Source organism: Marinobacter nanhaiticus D15-8W (assembly GCF_036511935.1).
GTDB classification, from domain to species: Bacteria; Pseudomonadota; Gammaproteobacteria; order Pseudomonadales; family Oleiphilaceae; genus Marinobacter_A; species Marinobacter_A nanhaiticus.
The window spans coordinates 5,148,937-5,170,012 of the sequence record NZ_AP028878.1; the positions used below are offsets into that span (position 1 = coordinate 5,148,937).

The following is a 21,076-nucleotide window of genomic DNA, read 5'->3' on the forward strand; positions in this document are numbered from 1 at the left end:
GATTTACCAGCCACACTGCTTACGCAGAGGCCCCAGCGCTTCCCGCAAACCTGCCAGGTCAAACACCAGGCCGTCGACCGCCGATTCACCCGCCGCCAGCGCGAGACTCGATGCGTTGATCAACGTCTTGATGGTGTCGATGGCGGGCAGCCCGCGGCCGCCACTGACCACGAAACCGTCGTCCCGCACGCGCCACATCTGGGCTTGGCGCGTGGCGCCGGAAGTGAGCGTCATACGTACCCGTTCTGCGGAGGTAGGCTTCGGGAGCATCAACGCGAAATGGGTGATGTTGTTGTCGCAACGCACCGTCAACAGCGGTCGCGGCGGCACGGCTCCCAGGGCCGGAAGCGTGACCATCTCGCCGGCATCGCCCTGGCCACGTAGTGCGCCATCTTCCGGCGTACGCCGGGTTTCCTGGGCATAAGCGGCCAGCCATTCGTTGGGCTGGCGGCCCGGCATCACCGCCTGGGCTTCCGCCTCGGCATGCACCGGCGTTTCAAAGACCGCGTCGAAGCAGGCCAGGCGCTCCAGGCGCGCGGTTTCCTGGGTACACTCCTGGGCTGCCATGAAGGCGTCGTCCGCCGGGGTCCCACTGGCCACGCCAGAACAACCGACCATCAGCGCGGCCCAAAGCGTGTATTGCTTGATCGACTTCATCCTGCCTCCGATACATTGAACTTCTGGCACTTATGGGCCAGCGTGCGCTTGGGCAGCCCCAGACTCTCGGCGGCCTGGGCGCGATTGCCGCGGAACTGGCGCAAGCGGGCACTGATGATGGCGGCCTCGAATGCTTGGGATGCCGCACGCAAGTCGTCGATCTCATGCATGGCAGGTACACCGGGCTGAGGGATGTACCCTGCTTCGGGTTCGGCCACGGCTGTTTCCTGTGTCGCCATCATGTCGAGTCGCAGATCTTCGACCTGGATGTCCTCGTGCTCCGGCGTTTGCAGGCAGGCAAACTCGATGACGTTACGCAGTTCGCGCACATTGCCCGGAAAGCCGTATTGCTTGAGGTATTCCAGCGCATGGCTGCTGATCCCGAGCGGGCCGTTGCCTTCCCGTTCACGGAAGCCATGGATGAAATGCCGGCATAAAAGCTCCAAGTCCTCCGGACGATCCCGCAGGGGCAAGACCCGAATGGGGAACTGGCTCAATCGATAGAACAGGTCGCGCCGGAACTCGCCGTCCTGGATACGGATCTGTAGCGGCTGGTGCGTCGCCGCGACCAGGCGAAAGTTCGAGTGCATTTCCTCCCGTGCGCCCAAGGGGCGGAACTGGCGGGTTTCGAGCACCCGCAGCAGCTTGGACTGCAGTGCCATCGGCATATCGCCGATTTCGTCCAGGAACAGCGTGCCGCCATCGGCCTGGGCCAGCAGCCCCTCTTTAGCGGCATCGGCGCCGGAAAAAGCACCTTTCGTGTGGCCAAAAAGCTCGTTCTCGAGCAGGCTGTCGGGGATGGCCGCACAGTTCACCACCACGAACGGGCCGTCCTTGCGGTCAGAAAACTCATGAATGCCCCGGGCGACGAGATCTTTGCCGCACCCGGTTTCGCCCTGCACCAGTACAGACAGCTGGCTGCCTGCGGCGCGGATGATCTGGCCACGAAGATCCTCCATTGCCGTGGACGGACCGACCAGGGATTCGGCCAGCAACGCATTCTTCTGGCGTTCGCTTTCAGTATCTTTCATCGAGTTGAGAGAACGGCTGAGCAGGCGCTGCTGCCAGACCCGGTCGTCGCGTTCCAGATGCGCGGCCCACTGGTGAACCAGCACTGCCAGCATGCCCTCGAACAGCGGCTGACCAATCACCGCGTCCCAGACCGGATCCTGACCACACAACACCAGGATGCCGAGGGTGCGTTTGTCGTCCTGCATCAGCGGCTGAATCCAGATGGAGTCCGCACCTCGGCTGGCTTCGAATAGCGCCGTCAGGCCAGCATGGTCCAGCCTCGCGCAGCTTGCGGACGACAAAGCGCGGGGCTGGGCCTCGCGCAAGACATGGGAAAACGGATGCGAGAAGTCGTCGCACTCGAAACGCAGTGCTGCATCGAGCCGCGGGCAGATCAACGCCCGACCGCTGGCATCCAGTTCCAGCAGCCAACCACGGGTGATGCCGAACAACCGCTCCATGTGGGCTGTCGCGCTTGCCAATAGGGCTGTCCGATCCGGCTGGCGAATCAGGTCCACTGCAAGTTCAATTCCGGTGTGCAGTTCCATCTGCATCCGTCCCATAACCATTTTCCTTGACTGACGGTCCTTAGCTAACAGTCCTTAGCGGGCTGTCTTTAGCTGACCGTTCCAGTGAAACGCCCTTCGTCCAATCCCAGGCGTACTTCAGTGACGGCCTCCCGGGCCGCCAGTTTTTCCAGCAACGCCAGCGACACCGGCGGTAGCAATTCACCCTCGATGATCGATTCGAGCATGCGCGCTCCGTTCTCGCTGCGGGTGGCACGGCTGCGGATTGCTTCCACCAGGCCATCATCCAGCACGACGTCGGTGCGGTAGCGCTCGCGAATCTGGTCAGCCAGGCGCGCCAGCTTGTCACCGACGATCCGGTTGAGAGTGTCTTCGCCTAGCGGCAGGTAAGGGACCACTTCCATACGCGCGAGCAGGGCAGGCTTGAAGAAGTCCGCCAGGACTGGATAGAGCGCGTTATCCAAGGCTTCGGTATCCACGCCCTCTTCACGCTCGGCGTGCTGCACGATGGTTTCGTAGCCGAGGTTGGAGGTCAGGAAGAAGACCACGTTCTGGCAGTTGATCAAGCGGCCTTCGCCGTCAGCCAGTTCGCCCTTGTCGAACGCCTGGTAGAACAGGTTGAGCACCTCTGGATGCGCCTTTTCGACTTCGTCCAGCAGCACGACAGAATAGGGCTTCTGGCGAATGGCCTCGGTAAGGATGCCTCCCTCGCCAAAGCCCACATAGCCCGGCGGTGAACCGATCAGGCGAGAAACCGTGTGCTTCTCCTGGTACTCGGACATGTTGATGGTGGTCAGGAACTGGCGGCCGCCGTAGAGCAGATCGGCCAATTGGACCACGGTTTCGGTCTTGCCCACGCCGCTTGGACCCACCAGCAGGAAGGCACCCATGGGCCGTCCCGGACGACGCAGATCGGCACGTGCCGTCAGCAGATGCTGGTGCAGCGCCTTGATCGCCGGGTCCTGGCCCTTGATATAAGCTTCCAGGTGCTCTGGCAGGTGGGTGATTTTCTGCAGTTCGTCAGCTGTCATGCGATTGACGGGGATACCGGTCCAGTCAGCGATGACTTCCGCTACCTGGCGGGTATCGACCAAGGCGTGAACCAGTGGCTCGTCAGTTTGCAGTTGGTCCAGTTCCTGTTGCAGTGCAGCGGCCTGGTCCCGCAGGGCATCGTAATCTACGGGCTCGACTGTATCTTCCACGCCCTCTTCAACAGGGGTCTCAGGCGTTAGTAATTGCTTACGTACATCCACGAGCTGAGACACGAGCTGACGCTGGGCTTCCCAACGCTCCTGCAACTGTTCGGCTTCGGAGTGGAGGGATTCGACCGTATCGCGAACCAAGTCGCGACGCTCCGGATCAGCGGACTGTCCCAGGTGGGCCTGACGGTTGAGCAGGTCCTGCTCCATCTGCAGTTGATGTAACTCGCTACGCACATGGCTCAGGCGACGCGGCGGCGTGCTCAGGTTGAGACTGACCCGCGCAGCGGCCGTATCCAGCACATCGATAGCCTTGTCTGGTAGTTGGCGACCGGCCAGGTAGCGGGCGGAGAGTTCGGCGGCTGATTTTAGCGCAGAGTCATCGATCAGTACCTGGTGCGCCTTTTCGTAGACCGTGCGCAGGCCACGCAGGATATGCACCGCCTGTTCGGTGGTCGGCTCACCCAGCGCAACCGGCTGGAAGCGACGGCTCAGGGCCGGATCTTTCTCGAAGTATTTCTTGTACTCGCGCCAGGTGGTGGCGGCGATGGTGCAAAGTTCTCCCCGCGCCAGGGCCGGCTTGAGCAGGTTGGCGGCGTCGGAACCGCCTTCGCTATTGCCAGCACCGATCAGGGTGTGAGCTTCGTCGATGAACAGGATGATCGGCGTCGGTGAATCCTTCACCGCCTCGATCACGCCTTTCAAACGCTTCTCGAACTCACCTTTCACCGAAGCACCGGCCTGCATTGCGCCCAAATCCAGCGCCCATAGGGCGACATCTTTCAGGCGATCCGGTACGTCGCCGGCCACGATTCGCAAGGCCAGGCCTTCGACTACCGCGCTTTTACCCACGCCCGCGTCGCCGACGACAATCGGGTTGTTCTTGCGGCGACGGCAGAGGATATCGATCATCTGGTCGATCTCGACGTCACGGCACAGCACCGGATCCAGCTCCTCGTCCCGCGCCCGCTGGGTAAAATCGCTGGCATAGCGGCTGAGCATCGATTCGTCGGCAGCGGCGACCTTGGCGCCCTGCCCCGGCTCACTGGCTTCGACCGGCCATTCGATGGAACCGCGGGTCACTGTGGCGAACTGGCGCTTCAGGTGCTCCCGGTTCAGGCCCGCCAGCGCGCGGCTGACTTGGGGCATCAGGTAACGGTCGGCATTGATGAGCAGGGCCAGGAAGATGGCGCCGGAACGCAGTTGCTGATGCTCGAGCTCGGTTGACGCCAGCAGCCAGGCATCCTGGATCAGTTCGATCAGCAACGGCGAGAAAGAGGGGTAGGCTTCCGCCGTTTGCGGGCCACCTTCCAGACTTTGCCCAACGATCGGCTGCAAGCTCAGGTGGTCGATTCCCGCCTGATCCAACATGAGCCGAATGTCGGAATACGGCGTTTCCAACAGCTTGAACAGCAGGTGTGCAGGCGTGATTTCCGCGCCCTGGCGTGCGATACACAGCGCCGCCGAGGCTTCCAGCCCCTCGCGGCAGATGTCGTTGAGGCGTCCGATGAGCGCCGGTAATTCAACCCGAAGCATGGTGATCTCCTTATCCTTTGATTTGAGCGGCGGCGCCTATTTCGGCAGTTGCGCCAACACGCCGAGCACGTCCTTGATGCGCTCGTCCAATGCAATGCTGTAGAGGGTATAGACCGTGGCCATCGCGCCCACGAACAATCCGAAGATGCCCCACAGTGGCAGCCCATTACGGAAACGATTGCGAGCCGGAGTGACATGTTCTAGGGCGTTGCCCAACTGCTCCGGCGGCTCACCATCCCGCAGGTCGGCAATCTGGCGGTAGAGGCCGGCGATGATGCGCTCGTACTCGTCGCGGCCGTTTTCCATCACCTTGTAGCGGCCTTCGAAGCCCAGACACAGGGTCAGGTAGATAAACTCGAGCATGTCCCGGTAGCGATCGGGCTCCTGCTCCATGCGGGAAAGAATGGCGAACACTTTCTCGCCGCCCCAGGTCTCGTTATGGAACCGCGACAGCAACGACTGTTGCGACCAGACACTGTGCGCACCCCAATCCGTACCCAGCACCGCCTCGTCGATAAACGCGCAGAGCACGTAGCGGTAGGCCACGACCGTGGGGCGCTCATAACCCTGCTCGATGAGTTCCCGGTCGATGTCGGTGACTTCATCGACGACTTGCTGGTAGAGCTCCGGCACCCGGTTGAAGTCCGCCAGCCGGCGCACCCGAATCACCAGCCCCAGCAGCGGAGTGGCGGCGTCTACCAGTCGGTTGTGCTCATAACCCCGCAGACGGAAGGTTTCGTCGGCGGTGGTCGTCATCTCGGCCGGCTCGTCGAATAGCAGCTTGCCGAAGGTATCCTGTTGTGGCGCATCCATGACGCTTGCATCGTCCATGATCTAGCTCCTGATCGCCCAGAACTGCATTTCGATACCGGGGAAGTCCCCAGCCACGTGGAATGCGAAGCCGCTGCCATTCTCCAACATCTGCCACGCCTGGCTGCGCGCATCGAGCTGGAAGTACGTGAAGCCGGCGTGATACGGCAACTGACGCGGCGCGACCGGTAGCGGCATAAGGGGGATGCCCGGCAGCTGCAGGCTGATCAGATCGCGGATTTTCTCGACAGAAGCCACCTTGCACTGCTGCACGAACTGCTTACGCAGATCGTCCGTGGGCATATCCGCGCGCACCGCCAGGATAAATTCCGCCTGGCCGACCAGTTGGGTATCCTGGATCGGCGCCACAGTAAGACCGTACTGGCGCTGCTGCAGCTGGATCGCCATGGCCCGCGGTTCGAGCACGGTGCTCAGGGACTGACGCAGCACCTGCATCAACGGACTGAAGGAGTCTTCCGGCAGGTCGTGGTCGTAGGCCGCATGCTCCTGGGGCAACCTGTTCTCGTCGGTAAACGTCACCAGTTCGCCACAAAGTTCCAGCAGCGCTTCATACAGACGCTCCGGATGCAGTTGGCGCAGGCGGGCCAGGTGCATGAAACGCGGATGGGCGCGATTGAGCATCTGCAGCAGCATGAAGTCGGATACGTCGGCGACGCCGCCCTGATTCGGCGAACCGACACGCTCGGCGATATTCTTCGCCCGTTCGCGCATCAACCCCGCCATTTCGCCGACGAAGCGCTGAAGCTTGGGTGCGGCGCGGACGCTCAGCATGGTAGGCATGAAGCTCGGATCCATGACCAGGCTGCCATCCGGGCGTTTCTCGAGGATACGGCCGATCGCCAGGGCAGCGTAGGCGCTGCGATCTTCCCGCTCCAGCATCAGGCGCGGGTTCACCTTGGCAATGTCGATGGCATGGGCGTCGCCATCGATGGAATGCAGGTCGCGGACTTCTGACGACTGGGCCTTGAAGCGAGCGGAAACACCAGACTCGGGCCATTCCACCTCCGCCAGGCTGTCGGTGCCAAGCGGCAGGGCCAGGTAAACCACCTGGTTGGCTACCGAGGCATCGGTGATTTCCAGCGGCTCGGGCATGGCGTCTTCGCCGGGCAGGTTGAACCGGGTGCCATCGGGGAACAGGCCATTGGCCCGCACCAGGCCGATACGGCCGAAGCTCAGGTATTCATCGTTGAGCTGAAGTTCGCTGAAGCCATAGAGGTAATCCGATACCGCCAGCGCCCGCTCATTGATCTGATGCTCGAGGTAACGTTGCTGCTGTTGGAAGTGCTGAGGCTTGATAAACAGCCCGTCACTCCACACTACGCGATTGTGTGCCGACATAACTCAGTCTTCCGCCTTCTGCATGATCACGTCACGGTCACGCAGGTTGACCAGGATATGATAGTCCCCACCGATGGGGTCGACCTTAACCACCTTCTTCCACTGGGACTGGTTCGGGTAGGCATAAAAGGCAATCACCCCAATGTAGCGCGTGTCCGAATCGATCTCGAAGGGCTCGATAAACTTGAACTGCCCGGGCAGCATCGTGTAATCGGAATGGTCGATATAGTTATTACCCAGGGAATCCTCAAGATCGGTCAGCAGCTGGTCAAAATCCGCCGCCATGATCATGGAGCTGTCTTCCATTTCAATGATCTGGAAATTGATCGGGGTCGGCTGCATCGCCTCGTTCGGGTTCACGTCAGGCTCGGCCAGCATGGTCAGGTCCACGCGGCTGGGCAGATCTTCCGGCTCACCGACCGGGATATCGGGATCCCACAGTACCTTCGCGGTCTTGGTGACGGCTTTATAGGGCGTGCTGCAGCCGGCCAGGCCGATAACAACACTCAGCAAAATCCATTTGCTCATTTTCACAGCGTCGACTCCCTCTGTAGCTGTCTCAGATGATGATCGTAGGCCTGCTCGAAGACCTCCTCGAACAGACGCTCAAACCCGCGCTGACGGCTGGATCTGAGTTCCTCGTAATAGTGCTTGTACATTTCCCAGGCCCAGGCCGGCTCGCTTTCGTTGGTTTGCAGACCTCGACGGTATCCGTGGAACCGGCGCAGCAAGTTTTCCGGTGAGAAGGCGTGCAGGATGGCGTTGAGCGCCTCGCCGATAGCGGCCTGTGTCGCCTGCTGATGATCGCGCAGCCCCGCCAGGCTCTCGGTGACTGCGGCCGGCGCGGACAGGTGCACCGGGCTACGTTCGCTGGCGAACAGGGTCTGCATCGTGCTCTCGTAGTCCTGGCCCAGGCGCAGCGGATTGTCCTCGATCGGCTGCAGACGGGTGCGCAGGGCACGGTGACGACTGTCTTCGTGCTGGTGTAAGTCCAACAGGCCCTGGATAGTGGCATTCAGGGTCTGGCCGGCTTCTTCAAGGAACAGGCGCATGTCGTCGCTGTCATTGAAGCGCAGGTCGGTGTCCATACCGCGCAGCAAGGGCGCACCACTGATGTGTTTGCGGCTTTGTTCACTGTCTTCGTGACGATGGTGAGTCTGATGGGAATGCTCTGTGCGGACCTCATCCATGTTCCGCTGTCCTCCGTTGATCACGGGCAGGCGTAGGGCCCGTTCCCGCTCGTCCATGTAGGGGTCGCTGGTCTCCGGCACGCTGCCGCGCCAGGCCGGGTCGTCGTTCAACAGTTCCGGACGCTTCTCTTCGGCGACCGTTTCACGATCCTGGTAAGTGAAGCCTTCCATTGGGTCACGCTGTTCCCGTTCGCTGGGCGCGGGGTCCAGGTGGTCCAGCGGATCGGACTGACGCGGCTGGTCGCCGTCGTACTGGTACAGCGATCCTTCCGGCGTATTCACCAACGAAGGGTCGTCCGCTTCGCCTTCTATCGAAGCCATCGCCGTCGCAGCCCCCTTGACCAGATCCGCCTGTACTTCGTACTTGCCCAGGCGCAACTTGTCGCCGGCCACCAGCCGCGCGCGGCGTCCGCGGCCGACCGGCAGGCTGGCGCTGTTGATGTAGGTGCGGCCGGAGCGGTCGATCAGGCAGAACTGTCCATCAATCCAGCGGATTTCGGCATGACCGGATACCACGCCGGTGCGATGGGGCGAAAGGCGCCAGGTATCGCTGGTCGCCGAACCGATCGAACCGCCCTTTACGCCGAATTCGCAGGCGATATCCGCGCCGCCACCGACTTCCCGGGGGTTACTGATGGTCAGCCTGAGTTTTGTCTGGGTTGCGTCCATGGGTCACCGCCGGATCTGAATGCGGACGGCCTGCTGCGGCTCGCCCGGGGTCGGGTTTACAAAGGTGGTCCAGCCCAGGCGAACATCCTTACCCAGCTGCATGGGCTCGACATCTTCCGGGCGTATAACCAGTTCCAGGTCATAGGCCAGTTGCTCGCGCATGGTGAACTCCACCAGCTTGACCAGGCTCTGGTGCTCTTGACCGTTGGGCAGGAAGTCCATAAAGCGCTCGCGGGTCAGGTTCTTCAGGCGCAGGATGAACTTGCCGCTCCGGTCACGGATGCGCGAGCCGAGCAATGTCTCCTGCCCCAATCGACCGTTGGCCTTGCCCAGACGGGTCTGCTGATCAGCAGGAATATCCACTTTGCGGAGGACCCACGGTTCGATTTCTACATCCGGCAGATCGAAGCAATGCGCGACGATGCCACTGACCACTTCCGGCGATCGGCTGCGTCCGGCCATCAGGCCTGCGTAGGCCAGCATCTTCGACCAGTTGATCGGGGTGTCGCCGCGCAGATCTCTATCGCCCAGGCCGACCAGCGAGAAGATGTGCTCGGAGAACGCATCGCTGGCCCCCGGCTGGAAGCGCACGTAATAGCGGTACTTGCGCCAGACCCGATGGAACAGGGTCACCAGCCGATGGTTGAAGAAGTCCAGGAAGTAGCGGCGAATGCCGGCGTCCTGACCATATTCCCAGGCCAGGTCTTCCAGGTAGTAGCCCGGTAGCGGCGACTGGGAGCCGTGGAGACCCAGGAAGCTCACTTCCATCTGGTACGGCGCATACTCGTGTTCCGGCAAGCCGGCTGACAGCACGTCGCTGCCCGGAAAACCGAGACTGGCCGTAGACGAGAAGCGAATACGCTCATAGTGCGGCGCATCGTCTGTCGCCCGCTCGAGGTCGTCCCCGTGCAGGCGGTGGATCAGGTCCACCAGTTGGAAGAAGCTGTAGCGGCGTGCATTCCCAAGAACGGGCTGCAGGCCGGCTACATCAGGGGCTGTTGCCCGGTCTGTAACGTCCATGTGTACCGTTCCTGGTTATCGGAATTCACCACGTCCAAGAGGTGAAAAGCATTGATGCTCGCGTAAAGTGCAAAGAACTGGCTGAGTACGGTGCCGAACAGGTAGAGGTCGCCCTCAGAGGCGAACGCCTGCTGATCCAGCGTCAGCGTGGACTGGATGCCACGCACCGGCAGCCCACGATACATGCGATCCACCGGCTTGGTCTGGATCGCCTGGATGCCCGCCAGCCGTTGCTGGGATACCCGCTCTGCCTGGCGGTCCACCAGCGCGCGGAAGTCATAGACTCGCAGCACCGAGCGCAACGCATCCACGTCCAGCAACGACAGGTAGTTCAGCGACAGGTTAGACACCAGGGTCCAGAGCAGGCTGCCATCCAATGTTGGGCGTAGCGTGGGCGTCGGTCGCGTGATGTTGCGGAAAGACGCAAACGCCGGTGTACTCTGGGTGGCATGGCAGATATCGCCAACCGCCAGCTGATTGGGCAGTTGCCGATTGGTGCAGGTCAGGGTCAGCGAGATCGCCTCGTGCTGATTGAGACAGGCACTTTCGTCGCCCCGCACAAAGGAGATGAAGTGATCGAAGCCATCACCCCTTACACTCTCGCGTACCCGCACCCGGTAGTACAACGCCGTACGGTTGCGATCGCGCTCGATCTGGTGCTGAAAACTCTCGAACGCGCTGTAAATCCGTGGCTCGCCGCGCTCGCGGCCGCGCGGGTTATCCAGCCAACCTTCCACCTGGTCCACACTGAAAATCTCGTAGTGTGACGCATGGCGGCTGGAGGGCTGCATACGGTATTCGGTCTGGCGCCCATTGAGGTCGATCGGCTCCGCCTCATGGGTAAAGAGGTTGATGGCCGGCGCACAGTAGAGCTGGAAGCTTTCGTCGCGCACCTTGGCATCCGGCGGTAGTGTCCGGTTGAAGCGGAAGCGCAGGGTGATCTCGTCGGCCTGGGCGTTGGGCAAATGGCGATCCAGGCCCATCAGGTCGACGAAGTGGAACGCTTCCGGGAAGCTCAAATATTCCTGCAGGATGCGGTAGCCGGAATAGGCATTCTTCGGATACGGCAAAAGCGCATCCTCTGCCGCAAATCCGACCTGATGCAAGGCATCCTTGGGCAGGTGCTGGACGCTTCCGCCCACTTCAAGCTCGATGCCCGCCAGGCAATGGTTCAGCCAGAGATACAGGGTCTGTGCGGTAAAGGTATCACCGCCCAGATGGAATCGCAGGCTGTCCATGCCCAGCTCGGACAACGGTTGGTCCGTGTGCAGCGCCAGGGTCAACTCGACCACCGAAACCTCCCGGGAATGCTCCGCATGGGCATCCGCCAGGGTCATGGGATACATGGCGATATCACGACAGGTGCGGAACCGGCACTGGGTCTGGCCGCGACGGTCACCCACCATACCGCTGCGCACTTCCGTGTGACGCGGAATGACCTGACGCTCGCTGATCGCGTGCAACTGCGGATCGAAACGCATGATGGTCGCGCTTGGCACCGGCCGCAGGTAGTTCGGCCAGAGCATATTCAGCAGCGAATGGGTGAGCTCGGGGAATTCATCCTCGACTTTTTCCCGCAGCTTGCCGGTCAGGAACGCGAAGCCTTCCAACAGGCGCTCCACGTCCGGATCGGTGCTCTGTTCCGACAGGAAGCGGGTCAGCTGAGGGTGGGCCTCGGCAAACTCTCGCCCCTGCAGGCGCAGGAAATTCAGCTCGTCTCGATAGAATCTGTTTAACTTCACGACGTTACACCACGCGATAATATCGCCTGTCGTCCAACAGAAGGTCGATGGTGGTTCGATCATCGACGGAGTTCACACGGAGGTGGACCGTGACCTGGAAACGCAACTGCAAGGGATCGGGCCCCTGGGGCATGGCAACGACATCGACCCGTTTGACTCTGGGCTCGTAGTTCTCGATGCATTGCCGAATAGCGCTGCGGATCCGGATGTTCAGGTCCTGGGTGCCGAGGGTGGCATCGTTGAAGTCCACCAGCCCGAGAGCCGGTGCGCTGGCACTGTTACCCGGATGGGTATTGAGCAGCCTGACCAGATGCCGTTTGATGGAATCCACCACGTGGGTGGAATCGCCCATTGCGTTCCCTGCGGGCCGGGTCGCCTGCTCGAGTCGTTCGAACAGGCTCCCCCCTGTGGACTGAACACCGTGATCACCGGTGTCCCAGCTCACGCATTACTCCTTGTCGAGACGTCCGACCAGCGAAAGCTCGAAGTTGGCACCCATGTATTTGAAATGCGGACGTACGGCCAGGGATACCTGGTACCAGCCCGGATCGCCTTCCACTTCGGACACCGTGACCTGGGCGGCCCGCAGCGGACGGCGGCTGCGTACTTCTGCCGGCGGGTTTTCCTGGTCGGCCACGTACTGCTTGATCCAGCCGTTCAGTTCACGCTCCAGATCCTGGCGCTCCTTCCAAGAGCCGATCTGCTCGCGCTGCAGCACTTTGATGTAGTGCGCCAGGCGGTTAATGATGAACATGTACGGCAGTTGCGTACCCAGCTTGTAGTTGGTTTCCGCTTCCTTGCCTTCCTTGGTATTCGGGAAGACCTTGGGCTTCTGCACCGAGTTGGCGGAGAAGAATGCAGCGTTGTCGCTGCCCTTGCGCATGGTCAGGGCGATGAAGCCCTCATCCGCCATTTCGTACTCACGACGGTCGGTGACCAGCACTTCGGTGGGGATCTTGGCTTCCAGCTGACCGAAGGATTCGAACAGGTGAACCGGCAGGTCTTCCACCGCGCCGCCGCTCTGGGGACCGATGATGTTCGGGCACCAGCGGTACTTGGCGAAGCTGTCGGTCAGGCGGGTGGCCAGCAGGTAGGCGGTGTTGCCCCACAGGTAGTGATCGTGGTCGCCGCTGACATCTTCACGGTAGTTGAAGCTGCGCACCGGGTTCTCGACCGGATCATACGGCGTACGCAGCAGGAATCGGGGTGCAGTCAGACCCAGGTAGCGGGCGTCTTCGGATTCCCGCAGGGAGCGCCACTTGGCGTAACGCGGACCTTCGAACACGGCACTCAATTCCTTGATCGCCGGCAGTTCCTGGAAGCTGTCGACACCAAAGAAGGTCGGCGCTACAGAGGACAGGAACGGTGCGTGGGCCATGGCGCCAACGGACGAGACATACTGCAGCAACTTCATGTCCGGGGTGGACGGCGTAAACGCGTAGTTCCCGACGACGGCGCCGACCGGCTCACCGCCGAACTGACCGTAACCGGTCGCATAGATATGCTTGTAGAAGCCGGTCTGGGTGACGTCCGGTGCGAACTCGAAGTCCTCGAGCAGCTCGGTCTTGGTGGCGTGCAGGATATCCACCTTGATGTTCTCGCGGAAATCGGTGCGGTCGACCATCAGTTTCAGGCCGCGCCAGGAGGATTCCAGCTCCTGCAGCTTGGGCGCGTGCAGGATTTCATCCATCTGCGCGCTGATCTTGCGGTCCAGCTCGACCACCATCTGGTCGACCAGGGCCTTGTTGACCGGCTGACCCTTTTCATCGCTGTTCAGCAGGTTGGCAATAAATGTCGCAACACCGCGACGGGCCACGTCATAGCCTTCATCTGCCGGCTTCATCCGGCTGTTGGCCATGACCTGATCGAGCAGAGAGCCTTCTTCTACGGATTCGGTGGCAGCGGATTGCTGCACGGCTGTATCAGACATACCACATCCCTTTAGTACGTGATCCAATGAGTACGTGTTTCGAAAGTGCGTTATTCAAGCGTCGGCAAAGGCGGCCCGGTCTTCATTCAGGTGCAGTGAACCTGGGAGAGATCAGACCCGGAACGCCTCGGAGTGCTCGTGACGAAAGTCAGCCTCAGTCGGCTGAGGGTTCGCCCTCGCCACTAACCAGATCCAGCTCGGCCAGCAACTTCTCGCGCGCGTCGTCGTTATCGAGCAGTTCCTGCAGCTTGGAACGGAACTGCGGCACGTTGCCCAGCGGACCTTTGAGGGCCACCAGCGCTTCGCGCAGTTCAATCAGCTTGCGCAGTTCAGGCACCTGGCGTGCAACGCTATCGGGCGAGAAATCGTCGAGCTTGCTGAATTCAAGGTTGACCGGGAGGTCGTCAGCGTCGTCTTCGAGGCGGTTGGGGACCGTTGTGGACAACGTCAGACCCGCTTCTTTCATCACGGACTGAAAGTTGTTCTTGTCAACGGAGATGCTTTTGCGTTCTTCGAGGGGGGTTTCTTCAGGCTGTCCCTTGAAATCGCCGACGACAAACATCTTCAGCGGCAGTTCCATCTCAGCCTGCTGATCACCGGTGGCGGGGACATACTTGATATTGATGCGCTCTTTAGGCGCAACAGAGCCTTCCTTAGACATGCGAACTCCTTAAGTCCATTTAACGTTGTACAATCCATTGCACGTACCGTCCCGGTACGCCGTACGGATCGAACTCTACACACGAGCCTCGCCCCCCTCAAGCAAAAAATCGCCGATTTTGTAAACAAATATGAAAACTGGGCAACTTATTGCCAGCGGGCAAACTAAAATACGCGCCGAATCAGTAATTTGACGACATGTACGTAGTTGCCCGAACAAGCCAAAAGTCGAAATGGTCAGCGCCGCTTCGGCGTCCAGGCCCAAATCATCTCAATGGTGATCGGCTCCTTATCCTCGGCATCGTGGATGGTGACCTGGATCGGCGCCTCGCCTTTTTCATCATTCTTCATGCGCTGCTGCTGTTCCGGCGTTACCGAAGCCACCACGCGCATATCCCCTTTGGCGCGTTTGGTGTAATCGGCACGCATAGTCTTGATCACCGGCACCTTATCGTCCGGGACATTCAGGCCCACCAGGAAGCCGGTGGCGGATTCGGCCAGCAGCAGAGAGGCTACCGCATGGACACCACCAATGTGATTCTGCACCCGACGCTTATTGCTCAGGCTGATGACACACTGGTTTTCGTCAAGCGATTCGATCTTGATCCCAACTGTGCCGGTGAAAGGGACCGCCCTGCCAAAAAACAGCGAGAGGGTGCGTGAGCGAGCAAAGCCCGGGAGCTGGTTGATGCGCTTCACGATGCCATGAAGCCGGTTGTTTGCTGTCATTTTTTCGTTCTCCGGTGTCTGAAAGGCGTCTCTGCGGACGCGCGTCGCCAATGTAGCCGATCCGGTACCGGATGGAAATCGTACTAGGCCCCTGCAGATTGTGACGCCCTGGCGGCGGGTCGTTATACTCGTTATTCAATAGCGGGAAGGAAAACACCGGACATTGCGGCGCTGGTGCATTTCCCCTCCAGATGATGGCAGGCCAAGGGCCCATAAAGATAAGGACCAACGATGAGCGACCTGAAAACCCAATTCGATGAAGCGGTGAATTACATTCAGACAGCGGAGGGCGACTTCAAGCCGTCCAACGAACTCAAGCTTGAATTCTATGCGCTCTACAAACAGGCCACCGAAGGTGATGTCAGTGGCAAGAAGCCGGGCATGCTGGATGTCGTGGGCCGGGCCAAATATAACGCCTGGGAAGAGAAGAAAGGTATGTCCAGCGAAGACGCGATGCAGAAGTACATCGACAAGCTGGAATCGCTGAAACAGGGTTAAGCCATCCCTTACTGCCTGGCGGCTTGGAAATGTGGCCGTCAGGCTCCTTCAACCCAAGCCTCCCCCTACGCCAACCTGGCTCCCTGTTCCAATCTGTAAATCAGGGGTGTCTCATTCAAACGTTTGTCATAGAATACCCGCACTCTAATAACAAGAAACCCACAGGATTTAAGACGTAATCATGAGCATGACCGAAGCGCTGGACCAAAGTCAGTCCGGCCTGATGTCGCGCGTGCACCGCGCCATTCAATCTCACAAACTCAATCAGCGTACCGAGCAGACCTACCTGCACTGGATTACCCGTTACGTGGTTTTTCACGACCTGAAGGACCCGACAGATCTAGGCGATCAGGAGCAGCAGCTGTTCCTGGGGTACCTGCAACAACGGATGCGCGTTTCACGCGCTCGGCTAAACCAGGCCAAGCAGGCTCTCGCTTTCTTTTACGAGGAAGTGCTGGGGCAAATGCCACAGGCTGCACTCGCGGGCTAAATTCTAGCGATCCTGCAGGTTGGTATTCAGGGTGTCGTACGTGCGATTCTCGGGCGGCCGGATCACGTAGTTGTTGCCGAAAGTCTGCCCGGGAATACTCTTCGGGTTGCTGAAGCGGATTTCCACCGGAATTTCGTGGCGCCCAAGATCCGTGCGATCGTCCCGGGGCTGTAGCGCGAGCGGGTCGAGGAAATAGTCTTCGTCCGGCTGACTGACTGGCCGTGCCGGCACGCCGGCGGCAGGCGCCGCAAGACCACCTTCGATCACCGTATTGGACAAGGCGTCCTGATCCAGGGATTGAAACGGAATGGTGTGCATGGTCGACCGCTCTTCGTAATCGAATACCTTCTCCTCACCCTCAGCCGCAGCGTTCTGTGCACTTGCGCCTGAACTACAGGCACAACCGAGCAGGACCGCTGCGAGATAAAATGACTGGCGATTGTGCTGGACGGAAAGCATGACCGAATCCCTGGAGCTATTGCGCGACGATACCGTCGCCGGGCTTGCGACTGTCATCAATGACGTCATAACGACGGTTATTGAACAGTTTATCGCCAATTAAAGCGGCAGGTTTAACTATTCGCCAGAATTGTGACTCCGGTCACCTGGCCTTCGGTGGTTGTCCTCTTCGGACAAATTCCCGTGGCGACAACGCACCGTGGGGGCAATTATAGCGGGTGAAAAACTTATAGCGGCGACGCCTCATAGCGAATGTCGACGATGATGTAGTTCATCAACCCATCGGGTGCGCGGAACTCGATCTCGTCGTCCAGGCGGCGGCCCAGCAGCGCCCGCGCCAGGGGCGCATCGATACTGAGATAGCCCTTGGACAAATCGAATTCATCAGGTCCTACCAGACGGTAGTTGCGGGTTTCGCCGTCGTCGTCCTCCAACGTCACCCAGGCGCCGAAGAACACGCGGCCGGTATCATCCGGCAACCGATCCACCACCGTCAGTTCATCCAGACGCTTGGTCAGGAAGCGAACCCGGCGATCGATTTCCCGCAGTTGCTTCTTGCCGTAGATGTACTCCGCATTCTCGGAGCGATCGCCCAGCGCTGCTGCGTCCCGTACCGCCTGGGTGACTTCTGGGCGCTTTTCCTTCCACAGGTAGCGCAGCTCCTCGCGCAGGGCACGCTCGCCCTCCGGCGTGATATAGCGGGCGCGGCCGCGTCCGGCCGCCGGTTTCTGTGCCATCAGTAAGGTCCTTTGCCGAAATAGCGATTCTGGCGCCGAAAGATTGTCTCACGCAACCGCAAGGACAACCTCCGTTCCCAAACCCGCAGGCATAAAAAAACCCCGCTGGTGGGCGGGGTCAAGGCTAGCGCTGTGCTGGAGGGAGCAACAGCCATGCGGAAGGGATTCCACACCGGCTATTGCCTTACTCGACTATTTCCATTCTCCATACCTGGCCTTACACCGGGGTGGCCGTGCAATTACACTTTTTTCAGGTGCCATCGTCACTCCTTGTGCGCCTATACACCCCTTGTACGCCTATGCACGCCGTTTTAGGTTGAGCATTCTAGAAAGGCGCCATAAAGTCAGCGCAAATCGTCCAGCGTGTCCCGGGCCCCTCGACGGGCTGCCCAAACGGCCAGCCAAGCCCCGCCGGTCCGGTATCGCTTTGTAAGATCTGTTCCTTGCGAGAACAGCTTGTAAGAAAGGAGCTATGGATGAACGCCAAGAAACTGCTGGATGTCGCCCTGAACGGTCTCGATGCCGTGGGCTACCAACTGGACCACTACGGCATAACCAGCAAGGTCAACCGCCACACGCTGATTGCCTTGGCCATGGCCGAGCAGAAACACCTGGAAGGGGAATGGGACAGCCTGCAGGCACGCTATGGCAGCCAGATTCGTTTCGTTGAAGGCGTCGCTGGACGGATTCGCGGCATCGTCCGCATCTGAACCGTCGCAGGCCCGGGCAGCATCAAACCTGACGCATGCTGCCCGATTCTTCTTCACTGCCGGACTTGTCCGACGACTCGCCAGGCGGCAACTGCCCTTGTTGACTGCGTAGCACTTTGCGCTTCAATGGCCGGTAGAGAGGAAGGTACACCTTGACCGACAGCCCCGGATTTTCCTCGCCTGGTCGCCGGTCCGTTAACTCGATTCGTCCCTGGTGAATTTCGGTGACCGCACTGACCAGACTCAAACCCAATCCGTTGCCCGGTAACGAGCGGCTCTTGCCGACCCGATAGAAGCGCTGGAAGACATTGTCCTTCTCGCTGTCAGGAATACCTATACCACTGTCGCTGACCTCAAGCACAGCCTCCCCTTCAACAGTCTCGACGGCCACACGAATGTCACCGGCCTCCGGCGTGTACTTGATCGCGTTGTCGATCAGGTTGCTCACCATCTGGAACAGCAGGTCCCGGTCACCTTCGATCTTCACATCCTGACTGATGGCCTGCTCGAAGGTCTGGTCCTTGTCTTCGGCCACCGCTTCATAGAGTTCGCAGGCATCGGCGACCAGCTCGCCCAGGGAAATCTCGGTCTTGTCAGCGGCATTGCCCCGGGTTTCCAGGCGAGCAATACGCAGCAAGGCGTTAAAGGTGGCCAGCAGCTGGTCCGCTTCGGCCACGGCCTTGGCCGCCTGGTCCCGGGCCTCGTCGTTATCCACCGCCATCAACGTATTTTCCAGCTGGTTACGCAACCGGGTTAGGGGCGTGCGCAGATCGTGGGCGATGCTGTCAGAAACGTGGCGGATGCCTTCCATCAGGTACACGATGCGGTCGAGCATCTGGTTGAGGTTTTCCGCGAGCTGATCGAAATCGTCGCTGGTGCCACGGGTGGGGATCCGAAGGGACAGATGACCATTCATGATACGCCGGGAGATGGCGTTGATCACCTCGATACGCTTGGTCGTACTGCGGCTCATCATGAAGCCACCCAATAGTGCCAGGGCCAACGTAATACCCATACCCCAGTTGATCGCCCGCTCGATCAGCCGTTTAAGGGTCGTCAGCTCCTGGACGTCTCGCCCAACCAACAGGCGCAGACCGCCCTGGACCTCGAATACCCGGGCCCGGGCCAAGCGTTCGGAACCCTTCCAGCCCACACTGTCATCCAGGGTGAAATTAATCCAGCCGTTCTGAACCTGAGCCTCTTCCGGCCAGGTACTCAGGTTGCCGGCCAGTTTGAGGTAGTCGTCGGTCGCCAGCAGGTAGAGGGATTTGGCATTGGGATCCCGGGAGACCCGCTCCCGGATGATCGTGATCAGGCCGTTGATGCCTCGCCCACGGTATTGCTCGGCCAGACCGGCGATCTCCGCCTCAATGGTTTCGTCCGTCTGTTCGGTCATGAAACCGGCGGTGCGCCAGTAGATAAAAGCCAGCAATAGGAACACGGAGGTGGCGAACACCACCATGTAGAGCAAGGCCAGCTGAAAGGTGGAGGTTTTTAGCTGACTAAGTATCTTCACGCAACATGTATCCCGCGCCTCTAACCGTCTGCAGCAGCGGCGTCTCGAATTCCTTGTCGATCTTTGCACGCAGGCGGCTGATGTGCACGTCGATCACGTTGGTTTGCGGATCGAAGTGGTAGTCCCAGACTTTTTCCAGCAGCATGGTGCGCGTCACCACCTGCCCGGCATTTCGCATGAGATATTCCAGAAGACGGAACTCACGCGGTTGCACGTCGATGTTCTGGCCAGCGCGCTTGACAGTGCGAGCCAACAGATCCATTTCCAGATCGGCTACACGCAGCACGGTCTCGGTTTCCGGCGCCTGGCGGTTGCGGCGCACCAGGGCGTCGATCCGGGCCAGCAATTCGGTAAAGGAGAACGGCTTCGTGAGGTAATCATCGCCACCACCCCGCAGGCCTTCGACGCGGTCGTCCACGTCCCCCAAGGCACTGAGGATCAGCACCGGTACGCTGTTGCCCGTGGCGCGTACAGTCTTGATGATGTTCAGACCGTCCATGCCCGGCAACATCCGGTCGACAATCATGATGTCGTAGTCCTCGCTGGCTGCCAGCATCAGACCATCCTTACCGTCCGCCGCGTGATCCACAACGAAGTCAGACTCCTTCAGACCCTTGACGAGGTAGGTTGCTACGTCATGATCGTCTTCAATTACCAGCGCTCTCACCGGTCAGCCTCCCGCTATGCGTGAATTGAACGACTACAGAGTACGAATCAGCACCTTAAACAGCCAGTTAACATCTTGTAAGAGGGTGTCGCAATTGGCGACGGTCAGCACATGGCGACGCAATCCGCGCCGATTGGATCGCCGTTGCACGAAACTGATCGCCATAGCCTCTGACTAACTCGCTGTTGCCGACTTTAGCCAGCTGAGGGTTTCCGGTGTAGCCACCGACGGATGATACTCGGCACTGACCCACCCACTATAGCCCATCCTGTCCAACGCGCTGAAAATAGAACCAAAATTGATCTCGCCGGTTCCCGGCTCGTGGCGCCCCGGGTTGTCTGCAAACTGGATATGGCCGATGCGGTCCAGGTGCCGCTCGATACTGCGTACCAGGTCCCCGGACATGATCTGCATGTGATAGATATCATACTGCAAACGGATATTAGGTTCGCCTGTGGCATCGATAACCGCCAGGGCTGTCTCTGCGGTATCCAGGACGAAACCGGGCATATCCACCCGAGTGTTTATGGCTTCCACCATCAAGGTGATGCCCTCCGGAGCGAGCTTGCGAGCCGCGCGGCGAAGGTTTTCCACCAACGTATCCCGGGCTTCGGACTCCGTCAGACTCTCAGGCCTCAACCCTGCGAGACAGTTGATCTGGCGGCACCCCAGTACCCGGGCGTACTCAAGCGCCTGGCCCAGCCCATCCTCGAACTCGGCAGTCCGGCCAGGCAGACAGGCGATACCCCGTTCTCCCGCGTCCCAGTCTCCTGGCGGCAGGTTGAACAGAACCTGGGTCAGGCCATTGTCGACGAGTCGGTCGCGTAACTCCTGCGCCGGCCAGGAATAGGGAAACAGGTATTCCACGCCGAGGAACCCGTCCCGGGCTGCAGCAACAAAGCGTTCAAGAAAGGGAAGCTCGGGATAGAGTAATGACAGGTTCGCTGCGAAATTGGGCAC

Annotated in this window: 21 protein-coding genes; 3 read left to right on the forward strand and 18 right to left on the reverse strand. The window is 60.1% G+C overall.

Annotation, left to right across the window (positions count from 1 at the left end):
• Positions 1 to 3 precede the first annotated feature (3 nt).
• The 13 genes from vasI to RE428_RS23225 form a co-directional block, all read right to left on the reverse strand.
• Positions 4 to 657, reverse strand: coding sequence for a type VI secretion system-associated protein VasI (vasI, locus tag RE428_RS23165; protein ID WP_004579782.1), 654 nt, complete (start codon positions 655 to 657; stop codon positions 4 to 6).
• Positions 654 to 2,231: a sigma-54 interaction domain-containing protein gene (locus tag RE428_RS23170; RefSeq protein WP_004579781.1), complete on the reverse strand. Its 1,578-nt coding sequence runs from the start codon at positions 2,229 to 2,231 to the stop codon at positions 654 to 656. Before RE428_RS23170 ends, vasI begins: the two co-directional genes overlap by 4 nt.
• Before the next feature lie 53 nt (positions 2,232 to 2,284).
• A complete protein-coding gene (tssH, locus tag RE428_RS23175; protein WP_004579780.1) occupies positions 2,285 to 4,930 on the reverse strand; it encodes a type VI secretion system ATPase TssH in 2,646 nt (881 codons plus the stop codon).
• Positions 4,931 to 4,966: 36 nt separating this feature from the next.
• On the reverse strand, positions 4,967 to 5,761 hold the full coding sequence (icmH, locus tag RE428_RS23180; RefSeq protein WP_004579779.1) for a type IVB secretion system protein IcmH/DotU: 795 nt from the start codon (positions 5,759 to 5,761) through the stop codon (positions 4,967 to 4,969).
• Between the two features lie 3 nt (positions 5,762 to 5,764).
• Positions 5,765 to 7,099 (reverse strand): type VI secretion system baseplate subunit TssK, encoded by a 1,335-nt coding sequence (gene tssK / locus RE428_RS23185; protein ID WP_004579778.1) that lies wholly within the window; start codon positions 7,097 to 7,099, stop codon positions 5,765 to 5,767.
• A 3-nt stretch (positions 7,100 to 7,102) separates the two neighbouring features.
• Positions 7,103 to 7,633, reverse strand: coding sequence for a type VI secretion system lipoprotein TssJ (tssJ, locus tag RE428_RS23190; RefSeq protein ID WP_004579777.1), 531 nt, complete (start codon positions 7,631 to 7,633; stop codon positions 7,103 to 7,105).
• A complete protein-coding gene (gene tagH, locus RE428_RS23195; protein ID WP_004579776.1) occupies positions 7,630 to 8,958 on the reverse strand; it encodes a type VI secretion system-associated FHA domain protein TagH in 1,329 nt (442 codons plus the stop codon). Before tagH ends, tssJ begins: the two co-directional genes overlap by 4 nt.
• 3 nt (positions 8,959 to 8,961) lie before the next feature.
• Complete coding sequence (gene tssG, locus RE428_RS23200) at positions 8,962 to 9,978, reverse strand: type VI secretion system baseplate subunit TssG (RefSeq protein WP_004579775.1); 1,017 nt, start codon at positions 9,976 to 9,978, stop codon at positions 8,962 to 8,964.
• Positions 9,942 to 11,720, reverse strand: coding sequence for a type VI secretion system baseplate subunit TssF (gene tssF / locus RE428_RS23205; protein WP_004579774.1), 1,779 nt, complete (start codon positions 11,718 to 11,720; stop codon positions 9,942 to 9,944). Before tssF ends, tssG begins: the two co-directional genes overlap by 37 nt.
• A gap of 4 nt (positions 11,721 to 11,724) precedes the next feature.
• Positions 11,725 to 12,165 carry a type VI secretion system baseplate subunit TssE gene (gene tssE, locus RE428_RS23210; RefSeq protein WP_004579773.1) on the reverse strand — a complete coding sequence of 147 codons (441 nt, stop codon included), beginning with the start codon at positions 12,163 to 12,165 and terminating at the stop codon, positions 11,725 to 11,727.
• Positions 12,166 to 12,168: 3 nt separating this feature from the next.
• Entirely contained in the window at positions 12,169 to 13,650 is a 1,482-nt protein-coding gene (gene tssC / locus RE428_RS23215) for a type VI secretion system contractile sheath large subunit (RefSeq protein WP_004579772.1), read from the reverse strand.
• 154 nt (positions 13,651 to 13,804) lie between these two features.
• Positions 13,805 to 14,311 carry a type VI secretion system contractile sheath small subunit gene (gene tssB, locus RE428_RS23220; protein WP_004579771.1) on the reverse strand — a complete coding sequence of 169 codons (507 nt, stop codon included), beginning with the start codon at positions 14,309 to 14,311 and terminating at the stop codon, positions 13,805 to 13,807.
• 236 nt (positions 14,312 to 14,547) lie between these two features.
• A complete protein-coding gene (locus RE428_RS23225; protein ID WP_004579770.1) occupies positions 14,548 to 15,039 on the reverse strand; it encodes a DUF4442 domain-containing protein in 492 nt (163 codons plus the stop codon).
• A 231-nt stretch (positions 15,040 to 15,270) separates the two neighbouring features.
• Between RE428_RS23225 and RE428_RS23230 the strand changes: the two genes are divergently transcribed.
• Together RE428_RS23230 and RE428_RS23235 are read left to right on the forward strand one after the other, a co-directional pair.
• The gene (locus RE428_RS23230; protein WP_004579769.1) at positions 15,271 to 15,537 is read left to right on the forward strand and encodes an acyl-CoA-binding protein; all 267 of its coding nucleotides are present in this window, start codon (positions 15,271 to 15,273) and stop codon (positions 15,535 to 15,537) included.
• A gap of 181 nt (positions 15,538 to 15,718) precedes the next feature.
• Positions 15,719 to 16,027 carry a site-specific integrase gene (locus RE428_RS23235; RefSeq protein ID WP_004579768.1) on the forward strand — a complete coding sequence of 103 codons (309 nt, stop codon included), beginning with the start codon at positions 15,719 to 15,721 and terminating at the stop codon, positions 16,025 to 16,027.
• 3 nt (positions 16,028 to 16,030) lie between these two features.
• Here the strand turns inward: RE428_RS23235 and RE428_RS23240 are convergent, their stop codons facing one another.
• Positions 16,031 to 16,486 carry a hypothetical protein gene (locus tag RE428_RS23240; RefSeq protein ID WP_004579767.1) on the reverse strand — a complete coding sequence of 152 codons (456 nt, stop codon included), beginning with the start codon at positions 16,484 to 16,486 and terminating at the stop codon, positions 16,031 to 16,033.
• 227 nt (positions 16,487 to 16,713) lie between these two features.
• Positions 16,714 to 17,223, reverse strand: a complete 510-nt coding sequence (gene greB / locus RE428_RS23245) for a transcription elongation factor GreB (protein WP_004579766.1) — start codon at positions 17,221 to 17,223, stop codon at positions 16,714 to 16,716.
• 476 nt (positions 17,224 to 17,699) lie between these two features.
• Here greB and RE428_RS23250 point away from each other — a divergent pair, with 476 nt between their 5' ends.
• The gene (locus tag RE428_RS23250) at positions 17,700 to 17,933 is read left to right on the forward strand and encodes a hypothetical protein (RefSeq protein ID WP_004579765.1); all 234 of its coding nucleotides are present in this window, start codon (positions 17,700 to 17,702) and stop codon (positions 17,931 to 17,933) included.
• Between the two features lie 22 nt (positions 17,934 to 17,955).
• On the opposite strand, the gene RE428_RS23255 is transcribed toward RE428_RS23250, so the two are convergent.
• The 3 genes from RE428_RS23255 to hyi all read right to left on the reverse strand — a co-directional run bounded on the left by RE428_RS23255 (position 17,956) and on the right by hyi (position 21,076).
• Positions 17,956 to 19,449 (reverse strand): sensor histidine kinase, encoded by a 1,494-nt coding sequence (locus tag RE428_RS23255; protein WP_004579764.1) that lies wholly within the window; start codon positions 19,447 to 19,449, stop codon positions 17,956 to 17,958.
• Positions 19,436 to 20,116 carry a winged helix-turn-helix domain-containing protein gene (locus tag RE428_RS23260; RefSeq protein ID WP_004579763.1) on the reverse strand — a complete coding sequence of 227 codons (681 nt, stop codon included), beginning with the start codon at positions 20,114 to 20,116 and terminating at the stop codon, positions 19,436 to 19,438. The genes RE428_RS23255 and RE428_RS23260 overlap by 14 nt, the downstream gene beginning before the upstream one ends.
• Positions 20,117 to 20,290: 174 nt before the next feature.
• Positions 20,291 to 21,076: a hydroxypyruvate isomerase gene (gene hyi / locus RE428_RS23265; protein WP_004579762.1), complete on the reverse strand. Its 786-nt coding sequence runs from the start codon at positions 21,074 to 21,076 to the stop codon at positions 20,291 to 20,293.

Bases quoted from the DNA above. Each gene is read 5' to 3' on its own strand.
- vasI (WP_004579782.1), bottom strand. From the start codon at position 657: ATGAAGTCGATCAAGCAATACACGCTTTGGGCCGCGCTGATGGTCGGT.
- RE428_RS23170 (WP_004579781.1), bottom strand. From the start codon at position 2,231: ATGGGACGGATGCAGATGGAACTGCACACCGGAATTGAACTTGCAGTG.
- tssH (WP_004579780.1), bottom strand. From the start codon at position 4,930: ATGCTTCGGGTTGAATTACCGGCGCTCATCGGACGCCTCAACGACATC.
- icmH (WP_004579779.1), bottom strand. From the start codon at position 5,761: ATGGACGATGCAAGCGTCATGGATGCGCCACAACAGGATACCTTCGGC.
- tssK (WP_004579778.1), bottom strand. From the start codon at position 7,099: ATGTCGGCACACAATCGCGTAGTGTGGAGTGACGGGCTGTTTATCAAG.
- tagH (WP_004579776.1), bottom strand. From the start codon at position 8,958: ATGGACGCAACCCAGACAAAACTCAGGCTGACCATCAGTAACCCCCGG.
- tssG (WP_004579775.1), bottom strand. From the start codon at position 9,978: ATGGACGTTACAGACCGGGCAACAGCCCCTGATGTAGCCGGCCTGCAG.
- tssC (WP_004579772.1), bottom strand. From the start codon at position 13,650: ATGTCTGATACAGCCGTGCAGCAATCCGCTGCCACCGAATCCGTAGAA.
- tssB (WP_004579771.1), bottom strand. From the start codon at position 14,311: ATGTCTAAGGAAGGCTCTGTTGCGCCTAAAGAGCGCATCAATATCAAG.
- RE428_RS23225 (WP_004579770.1), bottom strand. From the start codon at position 15,039: ATGACAGCAAACAACCGGCTTCATGGCATCGTGAAGCGCATCAACCAG.
- RE428_RS23230 (WP_004579769.1), top strand. From the start codon at position 15,271: ATGAGCGACCTGAAAACCCAATTCGATGAAGCGGTGAATTACATTCAG.
- RE428_RS23235 (WP_004579768.1), top strand. From the start codon at position 15,719: ATGAGCATGACCGAAGCGCTGGACCAAAGTCAGTCCGGCCTGATGTCG.
- RE428_RS23240 (WP_004579767.1), bottom strand. From the start codon at position 16,486: ATGCTTTCCGTCCAGCACAATCGCCAGTCATTTTATCTCGCAGCGGTC.
- greB (WP_004579766.1), bottom strand. From the start codon at position 17,223: ATGGCACAGAAACCGGCGGCCGGACGCGGCCGCGCCCGCTATATCACG.
- RE428_RS23250 (WP_004579765.1), top strand. From the start codon at position 17,700: ATGAACGCCAAGAAACTGCTGGATGTCGCCCTGAACGGTCTCGATGCC.